14 protein-coding genes are annotated in these 15,642 nt (G+C 63.7%); 10 read left to right on the top strand and 4 right to left on the bottom strand.

Annotated features, from left to right (window positions below):
• The first annotated feature begins 181 nt into the window (after nt 1–181).
• Together KBX17_RS07680 and KBX17_RS07685 are read left to right on the top strand one after the other, a co-directional pair.
• Nucleotides 182–922 carry a hypothetical protein gene (locus KBX17_RS07680; protein ID WP_256019213.1) on the top strand — a complete coding sequence of 247 codons (741 nt, stop codon included), beginning with the start codon at nt 182–184 and terminating at the stop codon, nt 920–922.
• A 28-nt stretch (nt 923–950) separates the two neighbouring features.
• Nucleotides 951–1,529 carry a DUF402 domain-containing protein gene (locus KBX17_RS07685; protein WP_005290838.1) on the top strand — a complete coding sequence of 193 codons (579 nt, stop codon included), beginning with the start codon at nt 951–953 and terminating at the stop codon, nt 1,527–1,529.
• Here the strand turns inward: KBX17_RS07685 and KBX17_RS07690 are convergent.
• Nucleotides 1,526–1,858: a DUF2218 domain-containing protein gene (locus KBX17_RS07690; protein WP_040423787.1), complete on the bottom strand. Its 333-nt coding sequence runs from the start codon at nt 1,856–1,858 to the stop codon at nt 1,526–1,528. The genes KBX17_RS07685 and KBX17_RS07690 overlap by 4 nt on opposite strands.
• Before the next feature lie 58 nt (nt 1,859–1,916).
• On the opposite strand from KBX17_RS07690, the gene KBX17_RS07695 reads away from it, so the two are divergent.
• The 3 genes from KBX17_RS07695 (at nt 1,917) to KBX17_RS07705 (ending at nt 6,220) form a co-directional block, all read left to right on the top strand.
• Nucleotides 1,917–2,846: a DUF808 domain-containing protein gene (locus tag KBX17_RS07695; RefSeq protein WP_256004494.1), complete on the top strand. Its 930-nt coding sequence runs from the start codon at nt 1,917–1,919 to the stop codon at nt 2,844–2,846.
• Nucleotides 2,847–2,907: 61 nt separating this feature from the next.
• Nucleotides 2,908–4,740 (top strand): hypothetical protein, encoded by a 1,833-nt coding sequence (locus tag KBX17_RS07700; protein WP_256019215.1) that lies wholly within the window; start codon nt 2,908–2,910, stop codon nt 4,738–4,740.
• Nucleotides 4,741–4,873: 133 nt separating this feature from the next.
• A complete protein-coding gene (locus KBX17_RS07705; protein WP_370687598.1) occupies nt 4,874–6,220 on the top strand; it encodes a DUF4185 domain-containing protein in 1,347 nt (448 codons plus the stop codon).
• Here KBX17_RS07705 and KBX17_RS07710 read toward each other — a convergent pair.
• Nucleotides 6,217–6,531: a DUF4298 domain-containing protein gene (locus KBX17_RS07710; RefSeq protein WP_005290853.1), complete on the bottom strand. Its 315-nt coding sequence runs from the start codon at nt 6,529–6,531 to the stop codon at nt 6,217–6,219. The genes KBX17_RS07705 and KBX17_RS07710 overlap by 4 nt on opposite strands.
• 58 nt (nt 6,532–6,589) lie before the next feature.
• Here KBX17_RS07710 and KBX17_RS07715 point away from each other — a divergent pair, with 58 nt between their 5' ends.
• Nucleotides 6,590–7,009, top strand: coding sequence for a cupin domain-containing protein (locus KBX17_RS07715; RefSeq protein ID WP_256019218.1), 420 nt, complete (start codon nt 6,590–6,592; stop codon nt 7,007–7,009).
• A 71-nt stretch (nt 7,010–7,080) separates the two neighbouring features.
• Here KBX17_RS07715 and KBX17_RS07720 read toward each other — a convergent pair whose 3' ends face one another.
• Both KBX17_RS07720 and KBX17_RS07725 read right to left on the bottom strand, forming a co-directional pair.
• Nucleotides 7,081–7,830 carry an SCO1664 family protein gene (locus KBX17_RS07720; protein ID WP_256004488.1) on the bottom strand — a complete coding sequence of 250 codons (750 nt, stop codon included), beginning with the start codon at nt 7,828–7,830 and terminating at the stop codon, nt 7,081–7,083.
• Nucleotides 7,823–8,407, bottom strand: a complete 585-nt coding sequence (locus tag KBX17_RS07725) for a histidine phosphatase family protein (RefSeq protein WP_256019220.1) — start codon at nt 8,405–8,407, stop codon at nt 7,823–7,825. The genes KBX17_RS07720 and KBX17_RS07725 overlap by 8 nt, the downstream gene beginning before the upstream one ends.
• A gap of 39 nt (nt 8,408–8,446) precedes the next feature.
• Between KBX17_RS07725 and KBX17_RS07730 the strand changes: the two genes are divergently transcribed.
• The 4 genes from KBX17_RS07730 (at nt 8,447) to KBX17_RS07745 (ending at nt 15,642) form a co-directional block, all read left to right on the top strand.
• Nucleotides 8,447–9,847, top strand: a complete 1,401-nt coding sequence (locus KBX17_RS07730) for a magnesium chelatase (RefSeq protein ID WP_256019221.1) — start codon at nt 8,447–8,449, stop codon at nt 9,845–9,847.
• Complete coding sequence (locus KBX17_RS07735) at nt 9,840–11,786, top strand: VWA domain-containing protein (protein ID WP_256019223.1); 1,947 nt, start codon at nt 9,840–9,842, stop codon at nt 11,784–11,786. The genes KBX17_RS07730 and KBX17_RS07735 overlap by 8 nt, the downstream gene beginning before the upstream one ends.
• A 178-nt stretch (nt 11,787–11,964) precedes the next feature.
• Nucleotides 11,965–13,989 (top strand): bifunctional UDP-sugar hydrolase/5'-nucleotidase, encoded by a 2,025-nt coding sequence (locus tag KBX17_RS07740; protein ID WP_256019224.1) that lies wholly within the window; start codon nt 11,965–11,967, stop codon nt 13,987–13,989.
• Nucleotides 13,990–14,196: 207 nt separating this feature from the next.
• Complete coding sequence (locus KBX17_RS07745; RefSeq protein ID WP_256019226.1) at nt 14,197–15,642, top strand: DHA2 family efflux MFS transporter permease subunit; 1,446 nt, start codon at nt 14,197–14,199, stop codon at nt 15,640–15,642.

A 15,642-nucleotide genomic window follows, 5' to 3' on the forward strand; every position in this document is an offset into this window, starting at 1 on the left:
AGAACCCAACAGAGAACTCAACACACGCGGAACAGGACACAGGAAACAACACGCAACGCCCGCCCCAATCCCGACATTCGTACGTTAGAAAACTCTGGTGTCTATGTTGCAATTGTTTTCAAAGTAACTAAAGTGTCCTGTGATAATGCGTTACTTTCACGACGCGAAGGACCCAACTCCCATGAAGCTGAAGAAGCTCCCCGCCCTGCCGGCCCTGCCAGTGCCGTCGCGCCCTGTGAAGGCTGCTGCTGCGGCGACCATGCTCGCCGCCGGGCTCGTGGCCGGTGCGGCCGCTCCCGCCTCCGCGCAGAGCGCTGCCCCGGGACTGCCGGATCTATCGAACGTCACGTCGTCGCAAATTATCGACGATCTCGGCCGCCCCACCCCGCAGGTCCAGCGCGCCGTGACCGATTTTGCTAACCAGCCGTGGGTGCCGCCGCAGGTGCGCGACGCACTTCTGGCAGCGGTCGGGTTCACCGCCGGGAAGGGGCAGACCGGTGGACCGGCCCTGCCGACGAACGGCCCGGCGTTTCGCCAGGGGTACTGGCCAACGGTGTCGCTGAACTGCATGGGCCCGGGCCTGCACTCCACAGGGTCCGTTATCGCGGTGCCGGGACCGGCGAACTCTCCGCAGCCGGCGCCGAAGGCCGGGGAGAGCACGTTCGTCTTCACCGCCCTGGGCACGGGAGCTGCGGAGAAGCAGCAGGGCCAGATGAATGTGTACTGGGTGAATGTTGGCTCGCTGCGCAGCGGTGTAACGCCTCTGGGCAATAACGGGATTAATCCCACAGGACCGGCAACCTTGTCCGGGGTGGCCTCCACGGGCCCCGGACCCGTTCTGGCAGTGGTCGACGGTGCGGTGAAGACAGGCGGGAAGTCCTGCCGCTTCGCACCGGTGGCCCTGACGGCGACGGTGAAGTAGGACGCCGGATGTAGGAAAGGCGATCGAGATGACTGGCACAGGCCCCCAGGTAACCCCGGGCGCGGCAGATTCTGCCGTGGATCTCCACCCCGTCAAGCAGGAGACCTTCGACACGATGTCGAAGACGAACACGGACCCGAAGGGGTACCTGCGCGACGTGGACACGTTCACGGTGACGGATTTCGGCCTGTACATGGCCCGTGGGGCCAACCACCCGAAGTTCGGTTACCTGGAGAGCTGGTTGCTGCCGGAACTCAACTTGCGCGCCAACATCTTCCACTTCCGCGAGGGCGTGGATGTGGAGCAGGACTTCTACTTCGACATCGCCGCCATTGATCACGAGGGCGAAGTGTGGCGCACACGCGACTTGTACGTCGACCTCGTGGCCATCCAGGGCGAGGCGATCGACGTGCTCGACATCGACGAGCTTGCCGCGGCCACCTCAGCAGGCCTGATCAGCGCCGCGGAAGCGGAGAAGGCGATCGATGCCACGCTCAACGCTGTCGAGGGCATCACCCGACACGACGACGACGCGATGGAATGGCTCCGCGCCCAGGGCATCGAACTGACATGGGCTGAGGAAGTGGAGTTGGCGCCGGTGGGTTAGGCGCTGTCGCGCGAGAAACGTGCGACGGTCTCTCCCCCGCGTAGCCACTCGACGACGACATCGTCTTCGTTCGCGATGTGGATCAAGCGTGTGGCTACCTGACGTTCGGCCTCCTCAACGCCGTCACGGGGACCCTCGACGCTGAACATGAGCACGCCGTCGGTGCCGATGACATCGCACGTGGCGTCCGGGAATTTGAACAAGCCTTTGGAACCGTCGCTGTCCCACGTCGCGTCAATGGTCTGAGCGAAGTGGGCGGCCAGCCGCTTGCCGCACCGCCCTGGGCTGGACAAACGCACCCGGGCTGTCGATGTGACCGTTTCAGACATGCTCACACCATACATAACGGGGTAGGCTCTGCTCGTTCCCTACAGAAAGGCTCAAACAATGGCCGGTGGTTTGCTCGCACTGCTTGACGACGTCGCCCTGATCGCCCGCACCGCCGCATCCAGCATGGATGACGTGGCTGCCATGACGGCGAAAACGTCCGCTAAAGCTGCAGGTGTTGTAATCGACGATGCTGCAGTGACGCCGCAATATGTCACGGGGGTGACGCCGGCGCGGGAGTTGCCGATGATCTGGCGGATCACAAAGGGTTCGCTGCGCAACAAGCTGCTCATCATTCTGCCGATCGCGCTACTGCTCAACGCCGTTGCTCCGTGGGCTTTGGTGCCCATCCTCATGATTGGTGGTTCCTATCTGTGCTTTGAGGGTGCGGAGAAGATCGTCGATAAGCTTCTGCACGACGAGGATGAAGCAGCAGAGCGCGCCGTCAACCGCGATGCTGAAAGCGAAGACTCGCTGGTCCAGCGCGCTGTGACGACAGACCTAATTCTGTCTGCGGAGATCATGATCATCGCGCTCGACGAAGTCGCTGACCAGCCGCTGTGGATGGAATTCCTCGTGCTGGTGGCCGTGGCCATCTTCATCACGATCGCGGTCTACGGTGCGGTGGCGCTGCTGGTGAAAGTCGACGACATCGGTCTGGGCATGGTTGAGCGCGGCAATACGCCAAAGCTGGGCACCGCGCTGGTCAAGGGCATGCCGTACGTGCTCAAGGCGATCGGCGTGGTGGGCACTGTGGCCATGCTGTGGGTCGGCGGACACCTGATCATTCGTGGTTTCGACGAAGTCTTTGGCTGGCACTGGCCGCACGACATTCTCGCCCGCGGAGTGGAAGCAGTCGGCGGCGGTTTCGTCGGCTGGCTTGTGGATACTGCCGGGTCACTGGTGATGGGTCTCATCGTCGGCTTCGCCGTCCTGGCTGTTGTGGAGCTGGTTCGAAAGGTGCTGGGCAAGTCCCACCAAGCTGGATGATCCCTGCCAATCGAACCCAGCCATTCGTTCAGCCGTTGCCTAACGCGTAAAGTTTCGAGTCATGGAACCGACCCCGCGCTACCCCCTTGCGCCGACCGCCTTAGGCGACGGCATGCGCGTGCGCGTGGGCAACGTCATGCACGCCACGGTGCATGAGAGCCTCGGCACGGCTGGCGGTGCTGGGCAGGCAGGCCTCACAACGGTTGAACTGGAACCGCACCCGATCTCCGGCGGGTGGCGCGTGCGCTGGCCGCAGGCGCACGGCAGCGTCATCGGTGAGATCGCCGCCGCAGACCGCGACACGCTGTTCCCTATCGACATCGTGCACGACGCGGGCATGATCCCGACCGCGACCGCCACGCTAGACGTCGCACCAGGCACCGGTGTCTGCGACGTCACGGTCAACCTCGCACCGGCCGAATTTGTCATTCCGGGCAACAACCCGCTCCCCGGTTCGGTAATGCTGCCCGGCAGCTACGACGAAACCGTTTTCGTCGACATCTCCACGGGCGAGTTCAGCGCTTCCGACATCACGGACATGTCCCCCGGCCAGTGGCTCGTTGGGCTGCTGGTGCGCGGGCAAGACATTGTGGTCACATGCGACGGCCGCGTACTCGGCACATTGCCCCACCCCGAGGCCGACCTTTTGCGCTCGCTTATCGACGCCTCCCCCGCCCCCGTCATAGCCCGCGCCTTCGCCAACAACGGACGCATTGGTGTCGATGTCTCCCCTGTTTCTGGGGCGGGCGCAATCCAGCAACTTCCCGAGCTGCCTCTCGAGCCGGAAACCTCCGACGACCCCTGGCAGGTCTACGAATACGCCGACGGCACCCTAGCCATCACCGTCGAGCTCGATGCCGCCATCGACCCGGAGGACCAAGTCATCCCGTTCCCGGGTGCGCGGGAGATCTTCCTGGATTGGGAACCGAAATACCAGCCGCCAGCGCAGGACGAGACCCCGGAAGCAGCCCCGCGGGTGCGGGTGGAGCCAGTCTTCGAGCCGGTACCAGCGCCCGAGCCGGAACCAGAGCCTTTGCTGCCCCCAGAACCGGAGCAGGAGCCGTTGCTGCCACCGGAGCCGGAGCCGGAGCCGTTGCTGCCGCCGGAGCCGGAGCAGGAGCCTTTGCTGCCCCCAGAGTCGGAACCAGAGCCATTGCTGCCCCCGGAGCAGGAGCCGTTGCTGCCACCCGAGCCGGAACCAGAGCCGGAGCCCGCGCCGAGGCCAAAGCCCATGCCGGAGCCGGTGTTCGAGCCGGTGTACAAGACGAAGCCAGAGCCGGAGCCGGTGCTCCCGCCAGAGCCGAAGCCTGCGCCCGAGCCGGAGCCGGTGCTCCCGCCAGAGCCGAAGCCTGCGCCCGAGCCGGAGCCGGTGCTCCCGCCAGAGCAGCCGTCCCCCGCGGAGCCACCAGCGCCGGAACCGCTGTTCCCGGCCGAACCGGCCGAGCGCCCCAAGCCGGAACCGCTGTTCCCGGCCGAACCGGCGGAGCGTCCGAAGCCGGAGCCACTGTTCCCGCCCGAGCCGGCTGCGAAACTGGAGCCGTTGTCCACCGCAGAGCCGAAGGCTCAGCCGGAGCCGCTGTTCCCGGCCGAACCGGAGGCTCGGCCAGCGTCCCGCGCGGGGCGAAGACCACTGTTCCCTGCAGAGCCTTCGTCGGAGCTGCACCGCCGAGCGCAGGCTCATGTGCCTACGCAGTCCTTCCCGGCTCCTATATCGTTCAACCCCGGCCGCAGCAGTACCTCGGCCGACCTCGCCGGCGAGAACACCTACTTGTCCGAGGTGGAAAAGGTGCGGTTGCGGCGTGCTACGCGTTCTCGGCGCGCGGCACAGGGCACGGGCCGGCACAGGCGCCCCGACGATACGTCCAGTGTCGGGCGCCACAGGAAGCCGGAATAAAGCACTCGCCCTTTGCTAGAGTCCAATCCGGTTGCATCATCGCCCCCGGATATCAAAGCGAGCTAGCCCCATGCATACCCCGCGTACCCCGCGTTTCCTTCGTCCCGGTCGCTCCCGTCGTTCCCCGCGTCCCCTGCGTTCAACGTCTTCCGCCGTCCTCGCTGGACTTGCCGCTGTATCCCTGATCAGCCCTGCGGTAGCGGACGCACAGAGCTCGTCTTCTTCCTCGAGCTCGTCGAGTTCGCCGAGTGACTTCAGCTCCGGGCTCTTCGGCACGCCGTCGGAGAAGCCAGCGGCAAAGCCCGGAAACAACCCCTGGAGCCGGGTCAGCGAAGGCCTCGACGTCACGATGGTCGGTGACCTGCTGGGCACTCACCAAAACGACATTGGTGCCGGTGCGTTGGATCTGGGAATCATGGCGCCGCTGGGTATCGGGAAGGAATTCGCCATCGTCTTCGGCGACTCGTTCACCGGCCGCGGTTTTGGCCAGGGCGAGTGGCTCAGCCCCATCGGTGCAGTCGCTGAGATGGACGGGAACGGCCGGATCACCTTGAAGCGCCCGCTGAACAGTGGTGATTCTGTAAAACAGCTCATTAACTACCGTCACGACAACAACTTGACGTTGATTCCGTCTGATGTGATCAACATCAACGGGGTCTTGTACATGCAGGGCATGTGGAACGCGGGCCTGGGCAACATCGTGGAGACCCAGATCTGGAAGTCCACTGACAACGGCCGCACGTGGACGTCGGTGGGCACGACAAGCCCGCGCTATATGAGGGGTCTGGGCAACATGATCAGCTGGGAGATGGGGCCGGATGGTTACATCTACGTGGTGTCGTCCGATTTCCGTCGCCAAGACTCGGTGTATTTGTCCCGGTTCCGCGAGCAGGACATTGGCAACCGCGAAAGCTGGGAGATTTACGATCCCGCCACCGGCACGTGGGGTTCGAAGATGGGCAAGCCGATGCTCTCCAAGAACATGAAGGCCGGTGAGATGTCGTTGCGCTACATTGACGGCCACTGGGTGCTCGCAATGTTCAACGCTCATACCCGCTCCATCGAGGTGCGCGTGTCCGAGACCATCGCGCGCAACTGGGACGAGATTGCGCCGGCCCGCCCCGTCGTCGCTGGCGACGGCAATTGGCGCCACCGCCAGGACGAGAACAACTTCACCCAGCTCTACGGCGGTTACATTGTTCCGGGTTCGACTCTGGACAATATGGACTTGGTTGTCTCGCAGTGGAACACGTCCAACAATTCCCGCTACATGTCCACCCAGTTCAACGTGAAGGGCCTGGACAAGTTCTTCGGCGTTACCCCGTCGGATGCCCCAGCCGAGGTCGACCGCGGTGCGGTGGGCGACCAGACCGTCCTCGACGTCAACGAGTCGGACATCACGCAGGACGCCTTGGACCGCCTGGACAAGGAGCAGGCGATGGAGGAAGCTACCGACGTCACACTCGTGCCGCTGAACTAACCCTCTCCGCTAGACTCGCCGCCGTTTTGGTATTCCCGCACAATGCGCGCGGAGACGGCGGCGATCTCTTTCACTGCCTGGTAGAAACGCCCCATCTCGTTCCACACGCCGTCTTCGGACAGGACGCCGAACTGCGCGTCGGGGTAGTTCTGCATGTCGCCGCTCCAGCCGGTTTCGTAGTACTCGATCAACGGCGCCAGCTCACCCCAGGCCTCCTCAAGCTGCTCGGGCAGGTTCTCGAGGGTGGCGTTGGTGCGGGTGATGCGGGCTAGTCGAGCGTCGTTAAGCGGGATGCGTTCGGGGAGATCCATGCCCTTGGATTCTAGGTAGACTGAAGGTGCCTGATGTTCGCAACACAAAGGAGGAACAATGGCTGATCAAGGACCTAACCCGTACGTCGTTGACATTGAAAAGGCGACGGTGGATAACGAGGCCTTCCGTGACACCCTGTGGACCGGCAAGAACCTCCAGCTGACCGTGATGACTATCCCGCCGGGCGGCGAGATCGGCGCGGAGATCCACGACGACCACGACCAGTTCCTGCGACTAGAGGCCGGCGAGCTGCGCGCGATGATCGGCGCGTCCGAGACCGACCTCGAGGTCGACCAGGTTGTCGGCGCTGACTGGGCGGCGTTCGTCCCCGCTGGCAAGTGGCACAACTTCACCAACGAGGGCTCCGAGCCCGCGAAGCTGTACTCCATCTACGCGCCGCCGGAGCACAACCACGGCACGCGCCACGAGACGAAGGCTGACGCGGACAACGACCCGCAGGAGACTGACGGCGTTTAAAGCTCGTCCTGCGGAGAGGCCCCGAACGTACTGGAGGTGCGTTGCGGGGCCTTTCGCTTGTCGACGCCCCCCTACACCAACGGCCACGGGAACTGGTACTGGTGGCGCGGAGCCGGGAACATGGGCAGCCCCGCAAGACGTAGGGCGCGTTCCTGCAGTGCCTCGACCTCTGCGGGCTCGAGCAGCTCGGCGATGTCGGCCGGAACGTCATGAATGAGCGGCGAAACGGCCTCGATGAGCGCCGAGTCGATGAACTCGCCTGCGAAGTCCCAGATCACGGTACGCAATTTGGGGTCCTGGTGAAAGCACAGGCCTTGATCGATACCCCACACGTGTTCGGGCCCGGACGGCCCCTCCCCGAGCAGCACATGGCCGGACTTCCGGTCGGTGTTATTGGTCAGCACGTCGAAGACGGCCATGCGGCGAAACTGGTCGTGCAGGTCCTCGCGCGTTTCGTAGAGCGGAAAGTAGTGGGAGCCGTCATTGTCGATGTACAGCTGCAGCGAACCGATCCCTAGCCCCTCGATGTCGCGCACGACAGTCGGCGGGACGAGGTGCCATCCAAGGTGTTCGCTGAGCAGGAACGCCGCGCGCTCCCTCCGCCATAAAGCGGGCGGGAAGTCGTGCAGGTACTGCTCCCCTGCTTCTGGCTTGAATACAGCCCATGCGTACTCACTGTCATCGTGGTCGCCGCCAGCGGTGATGTCGAAGACGAAGGTCATGTTCGACGACCCAGCCACCTGCCCCACGAAGCCTAGTTCGCCGTGGGTAAGCAGCTCGAGCTCCCGCGTGAACGGCGGCTGAAGCGTGTGGTCAGACAACGCGGCCCACTCCTTCGGCGAACTCAATGACGGTCACGGACGCCGGATCTGCTTTCGCTTTCTGGAATTCGTCCAGGTTCACACCGCGGTAGTGGGTAATAGCCGCCTTGATGGGATCTGCATGGCTAAAGCACGCGACAACGCCGCCCGGGAATTGAGCAGCTGCGGACTCGATTCCGGCGACGACTCGGGCCTGCATCTCCACAAAGCTTTCCCCGCCGGGGAACCGGAACTGGCTAGGGGTTTTCTGCACGGTTTGCCACTCTGGCAACTTGCTCAAGTCGGTCAACTTCTGTCCCGTCCAGTCGCCGAAATCGCATTCAACAAACGCGTCATCGACGACCGGCTCCAGCCCGAGAACACGGGCGGTCGGCTCCGCGGTTTCGCGGGTACGTTCTAAGGGGGAGGTGAAGATGGCGTCGATAAGCGAAAAGCGTTCCTTGAGCTGCACAGCGACACGTTCCGCCTGCTGGCGGCCCGTCTCCGAAAGGTGCAAGCCCGCCGCCCGACCAGGCAGAACGACACCGGTGGTAGGGGTTTGACCGTGGCGGATGAGGAGAACGCGCGTAGTTGTCATCCCGGCCAGTGTATGGCGAGCCGGAGTAGTCTGGGGCGCATGACTTCAGCTCCGAATATCTCGACCCTCGGTGAACTGCGCGAAAGCGGGAATTACCCGTACCGGACAATCCGTGAAGAGCTGCGAGACAATCTCCTCGCGGCGCTGGCGGCAGGCGACAACCCGTGGGAGGGGCTGCACGGTCTGGAGAACACGGTCATTCCGCAAGTCGAGCGCGCGATCATTGCCGGCCACGACATCGTGCTGCTCGGCGAGCGCGGCCAGGGCAAGACACGTCTGCTGCGCACGCTGCCATCGCTTCTCGACGAATGGACCCCTGTCCTCACCCACTCCGAACTGCGCGAACACCCGCTGCACCCGATCACCGATGCTTCCCGGGCGCTGGTGTCTGAGAACGGCGACGCGACCCCGATTTCATGGCTGCACCGCGACGAACGCTACTCCGAGAAGCTCGCCACTCCGGACACATCGGTGGCGGATCTAATCGGCGACGTGGACCCGATGCGTGTGGCCGAAGGCCGCAGGCTCGGTGACCCGGAGACCATCCACTACGGGCTCATCCCCCGCTCCAACCGAGGCATTGTGGCCATCAACGAGCTCCCTGACCTGGCTGAACGCATTCAGGTAGCCATGCTCAACGTCATGGAGGAAGCAGATATTCAAATCCGCGGGTACATGCTGCGTCTGCCCCTCGATGTGCTGGTCGTGGCGAGTGCTAACCCGGAGGATTACACGAACCGCGGACGCATCATCACCCCGCTCAAGGACCGCTTCGGCGCGGAGATCCGCACCCACTACCCGCTCGAGCTGGCCGCAGAAATGGCAGTCATCGAGCAGGAAGCGGATCTCACAGCCGAGATCCCGCCTGTGCTGCTCGAGGTCCTCGCACGGTTTACCCGCGCGCTGCGCGAATCCCCCGCTGTGAACCAGCGTGCAGGTGTATCCGCGCGCTTTGCCATTGCTGGCGCGGAAACCGTCGCTGCATCAGCTCGCCACCGCGCCGCTGTGTCAGGCGAGGACCCCGTTGCCCGCCTTGTGGACCTTGAAGCCGCCGTCGACGTGATGGGCGGCAAGGTCGAGTTCGAACCAGGCGAGGAAGGCCGCGAATGGGAGTTGCTGGAGTACATCCTGCGCACCGCCATCGCCGGGGCCGTGCGTCGGTCGGTGCGCGAGATCGACTTCGCTCCGCTCATTGCCGCGCTGGACGGCACCCGGACAATCTCCACGGGTGAGCACGTCACAGCTGCTGAGTTCCTCGCCGGCCTGCCGGATCTTGATGGCGCCACGCTGTACGACGATTTGACCGCCGCCTTCGCACCCGAGAACGGCGCTGGTTCGGACGGCCACCGTGCCGCAGCCATTGAGCTCGGCATCGAATCCCTCTACTTGTCCCGGAAGATCTCGAAAGACTCTGGAGAAGGCGAAACAATCTATGGCTAGATCCCGCTACACCCGCTATACCGGCGGACGGGACCCCCTGGCTCCCCCGGCGGACCTGACGAAGGCACTGCGAGAAATTGGCAATGAGGTCATGGCCGGCTACTCCCCGGAACGCGCGCTGCGCGAATACCTCCGCCGCGGTGCTGACGGTTTCGAAGGCTACGACGATCTGGTCGCGCGCATTTCCGAGCGCCGCCGCAACCTGCTGCAGCGCCACAACTTGGGCAAGACGCTGCAGGACGTGAAGAAGCTTCTCGACGACGCTGTGCTCGCCGAACGCGGCCAACTCGCCCGCGACGTGCACATGGACGACATGGACCGGCAACTGCGGGAAATGCAGCTGGATAACCTACCCGGTTCCCCTGCCGGCGCAGTGAGCGAACTGGGCACATACGAGTGGGCATCCTCGGAGGCGCGCGAAAAGTTCGAGCAGATCAAGGACTTGCTCGGCCGGGAGATGCTCGACCAGCGATTCTCCGGAATGAAGGATGCACTTGAGAACGCGACGGACGAAGACCGCGCCGCAATTGCAGAAATGCTGCGGGACCTCAATATTTTGTTGGGCAAGCACCGCCTCGGCGAAGATACCGAGGAGGACTTCCGCGCCTTCATGGACAAGCACGGCGCGCAGTTCCCGGAGAACCCCAGCACGATCGACGAGCTCGTGGAGCTGCTAGCCAAGCGCTCTGCGGCCGCCCAGCGCATGCTCAACTCGATGACGGACGAGCAGCGCCGCGAACTCATGGAGCTGTCCGCGCAGGCTTTCGGCTCGCCGGAATTGATGAACCTGATGGGCGAGTTGGACGCGAACCTGCGCGGCATCCGGCCAGACCTCGACTGGCACGGCGGCGAACAGTTCGAAGGAGACGAGGGGCTGGGGCTGGGCGACGCAGCCCGCGCAATGGAGGACCTCGGTCGTCTCGACCAACTGGCCGATGATCTCTCCGGGCTCACCCCGTCGGATGCCGATCTCGAAGACATCGAAGATCTGCTCGGCCAAGACGCGGCCGTGTCCGCGCGCACACTCTCAGACTTGGAGAAGGCGCTGCGCGATGGCGGGCTTCTTCAAAAGGGTGACGACGGCAGCCTCAAACTCTCCCCGCAAGCCATGCGCCGACTCGGCCAGTCACTGCTGCAGGATGCCGCGCAGCACCTCTCCCCGCGGGAGGGGTCCCGGGATTCGTCGTCCGCCGGCCAGACCGGTGAACCGACCGGCTCGAGCCGCGCCTGGGAATTTGGCGACACCCAGCCGTGGGATACGACCCGCACGATCACCAATGCGATTCAGCGTCAAGCCACAGAAGGATCCCTGAACGCGGGCCCAGTGAACATCACGATCGGCGACGTAGAAGTCCAGGAAACGGAGGCCCGCACCCGTAATGCGGTGGCCCTGCTCGTGGACACGTCCTTCTCCATGGCAATGGAAGGGCGCTGGCTGCCGATGAAGCAGACCGCATTGGCCCTGCACCACCTCATCTCCACGCAGTTCCGCGGCGATGAGCTCGCACTGATCGGTTTCGGCCTTTACGCGCAGACGATGGACATCTCCGAGCTGACCGGCTTGCCGCCGTTGCAGGAAAAGGGCACGAACTTGCACCATGCGCTGCTGCTCGCGGACCAGTTCTTCTCCCGCCACCCGAACATGAACCGCACGCTGCTCATCGTCACCGACGGGGAACCGACCTCCCACCTCACCCCGGACGGAGAGCCCGTCTTCTACTGGCCCACCACGCGCGAAACCCTCGCGCTGACCGTCACGCAGCTCGATACTGTCACGCGTCGCGGGGCGCATACCACCTTCTTCCGCCTTGGAGGTGACCCGAATCTCGTCGCGCTTCTCGACGCACTAGCCTCCCGCGCCGGCGGCCGCGTCGTCGCCCCCGACCTCGACGAGCTCGGTTCCGCGGTCGTCGGCGAGTTCCTCGGCGGCTTGTGGTGACACAGTGAACCTGAGTGGCTATTCGGGCATTCCTTAACGTTTCGGACATTCCAGCTTCACGTCGCCGCCACCTTTCTGACTTAGGTTCGATTGCGGTTCTCTGTCTCTGCATGTGCCAGTAGCTGAGTACGGACCGACATTTTCCCCCAACCGCTTTCGAACCGAAAGGTGCCCACGCATGCGTAAGAACTTGCGCGCCACCATCGCTACCGCGACGATCAGCGCCCTGTCCGCATCCGCTCTGACCGTGCCGGTCGCATCCGCCGACGAACAGACCGCCAAGATCTCCATCTCGAATATCACCGACTTCCACGGCCGCTTCGAGCACGACGAGAAGAACTCCATCCCCGGCGCCGAGCGCTTGAAGTGCGCCATCGACCAGGAGGCCGAACCGTTCGGCGACGCGCACATTTTCACCTCCTCCGGTGACAACATCGGCGCTTCACCGTTCTCGGCCATGCTGCTTGACGACGCTCCCACCATCGAGGTCCTCAACCAGATGGGCCTGAAAGTCTCCGCTGTGGGCAACCACGAATTCGACAAGGGCGCGGCAGACTTGTCCGACCGGGTCATCCCGGACGCTGCCTTCCCTTATCTTGCAGCGAACGCTGATTCCGTGAACGGCACGAAGCCGTACCACGTCGAGGAAGTCGACGGCGTGAAGATCGCTTTCATCGGTACCGTCACCGCCGACATGCCGAACCTGGTCAGCCCGGACGGCATCGCGGGCATCACGTGGAACGACCCAGTCGCCACCACCAACACTCTGGCGAAGGATCTCAAAGACAAGGGCGAAGCCGACGTTGTGGTCGCCCTCGTCCACGCCGGCGGCATTGCCCCGGACAAGTTCTACGAGGCTGTCGACGTCGCATTCCTCGGCCACACCCACGTGGTTGTTAACCCGGATGCCTCCACCAGCCCAGTTGTGGCGCAGGCCGGCCAGTACTCCCAGGGCTTCGCTAACGTTGACTTGAGCATCGACCGCGCAACCAAGCAGGTCACTGTCGATGAGGCGAAGGTCGTCGACAATGCCACCGTCCTCGCGTGTGACGAGGCGTACCCAGAGATTGCCACGACCGTCTCGACAGCCGCAGCGGAAGCCGAAGAGCAGGGCAAGCAGGTCGTGGCGAACACTCCGGTCGCGTTCACTCGCGGCAGGAACGAGGGCGCAGAATCCGGCACGAACCGCGGTGTTGAATCCTCCCTGAGCAACCTGCTCGCGGAGGCCGCTAAGTGGAGCGTGGCGGCGAACTCCAACGTCACGCCGGACATCGGCATCATGAACGCGGGCGGTGTCCGCGACGATCTCCCTGCAGGTGACGTGACCTACAAGCAGGCGTTTTCCGTTCAGCCGTTCGGCAACGAGAACTCCTACAAGTCCATCAAGGGCAAGGACTTCAAGGACGTCCTCGAGCAGCAGTGGAAGCCCGGTCAGGACCGCCCGCGTCTTGCGCTCGGCCTGTCCAACAACGTGTCCTACACCTACAACCCGGACGCGGAGCAGGGTCAGCGCATCACCTCCATCACCATTGACGGCAAGCCGATGGACATGGAGAAGGACTACGTCATCGCCGGTTCCACCTTCCTGCTCGGCGGTGGCGACAGCTTCGAGGCCCTGACCCGGGGGTCCGAGATGTCTAACATTGGCCTGCTCGATGTCGACGCATTCATCCAGTACCTCAAGAGCGACGAGGAACTCGCCCCGCGCGGCCAATCCGCCGTGGGCGTCAAGTTGGACCAGCCGCTCAAGCCTGGAACGGAAGCCACCATTGATCTGTCTTCCCTGATCTACACCATCGACGACCCGGCCAAGAAAGTCACTGTCTCACTCGAGACCGCTGGGGGCGACAAGCTCGCCGAGGCATCTACCGACATCGATCCTGACCTTGGCGAGCAGGGCTACGGTGAGGCCGGCAAGGCCACCGTCAAGCTGGCCGTCCCAGCTGATGCTCAGGGTGATCTGGTCCTGCGCATCACCACCGACGCGAAGACCGACGTCACCATGCCGGTCAAGGTGGAGGGCGACAACGGCGACGGCGACACCGACGACAACAATAGCTCCACCGCATCCTCTGCCGCCAAGGGAGTGCTGCGCTTCTTCCGTGCGCTGGCTGCCATCGCCGCGCTGATCGGTGCGCTCAATTTCTTCAACCCGAAGCTTTTCGAGGACATTCGGAAGCCTTTCTCGGGAATGATGTCGTAATCGGGAGCTAACACGACCACTGAACAGGCGCCGCTGGGGTTTCCCGACGGCGCCTGAGCGTTTCTAGATTCTCAGTATCGCCTTTTACACCGGAGCGGAAGCGTTTCTGCATGTCAGATTTCGGGCATGAACCTGAAAGGCGATACTGAAAATGTAATTCCCGCCCGACCAACCCCGGAAGAGCCCGCCAGGAGTAGATTCGCCCAGGTGAGTACGTACGCCCAAGATCAACGCTCGCCATGGCCGGCTTTGTGGTCGATGATGCTCGGATTCTTCATGATCCTCGTGGATTCCACCATCGTCGCCGTGGCCATCCCGGCGATTGCTGGGAGTTTGGACGCCTCGTACAACGAGGTCATCTGGGTCAACAGTGCATACCTGCTGGCATACGCTGTCCCGCTGCTGATCACAGGACGGTTGGGCGACCGCTTCGGTCCGCGCAAGCTGTACCTAACAGGGCTCGCCCTGTTCACTGTGTCCTCGTTGGTCTGCGGGATGGCGGGCGCGGTGGGATCGGTCGGGGTGCTCATCGCCGCCCGCGCGTTCCAGGGTCTGGGCGGGGCGATGTTGTCCCCGCAGACGATGTCGGTGATGATCCGCACGTTTGCGCCGAACGAACGCGGCACCGCGATGGGCCTGTGGGGCGGCACGGCGGGTGTCGCCACAGTCGCAGGTCCGCTGCTGGGTGGCTTCCTCGTGGACCTCGGCGGCTGGGAGTGGATCTTCTACGTCAATGTGCCGGTGGGCATCATCGGCCTCATTCTCGCGTGGAAGCACGTCCCCCGACTGGAACTCACCGCGCGCAGTTTCGATTGGCTCGGTGTCGCGCTCAGTGCTGCGGGCATGTTCTGCTTGATCTTCGGGATTCAGGAGGGTGCGAACTTCAACTGGGACATTCGCGTGGTGGGCCTCATCGCAACAGGCGCAGTGCTGCTCGTGGCGTTTGTGTGGTGGCAGACGCGCACGTCGCGCGATGCGCTGGTTCCGCTTTCGCTTTTCGACGACAGGAATTTCGCTCTCGCCTCCCTCACCATCGCCACCGTTGGTTTCGCGGTATCGACCTTCACTATCCCGTGGATGATTTACGTCCAGAGCGTGAAGGTTCTCACGCCCACGCAGGCAGCTCTGCTGATCTTGCCCTCGGGCGTGGTGTCGGGAGCGTTGTCTGGGTTCATCGGCAAGCTGACCAATACGCGCGACCCGAAACCGATCGTGATCACCGGTTTGAGTGTGACTGCGTTGAGCATGGTGGCGGCGGCGGGGATCACACAGCCGTCGATAAGCAGTGCGTGGATGCTGCTCATCTCCGTCTTTTATGGTTTGGGGAACTCGATGATGTGGGGGCCGCTGTCGATGATTGCCACGCGCAATCTCGATCCGCGGCTGGCGGGGGCTGGGTCGAGTGTGTACAACACGGTGCGGCAGGTCGGTGCGGTCATCGGGTCGGCGAGCGTGGCCGCGATGATGTCGGCGCAGCTGGCCGCGCGTGTTGGTGACGGCGACTCGACGTTCGCTGGGCCACTCCCGGAGCCGCTGCACGAACCATTCGCCACAGCGATGGCCGCCACAATCCTGCTACCTGCCGGAGTCCTCGCTGCGGGCGCCGCACTGGCGCTGTTCTTCAATAAGACTCGGACGTGGAACGACAACTAG

Source organism: Corynebacterium sp. CCUG 65737 (assembly GCF_024454115.1).
GTDB lineage: Bacteria > Actinomycetota > Actinomycetes > Mycobacteriales > Mycobacteriaceae > Corynebacterium > Corynebacterium genitalium.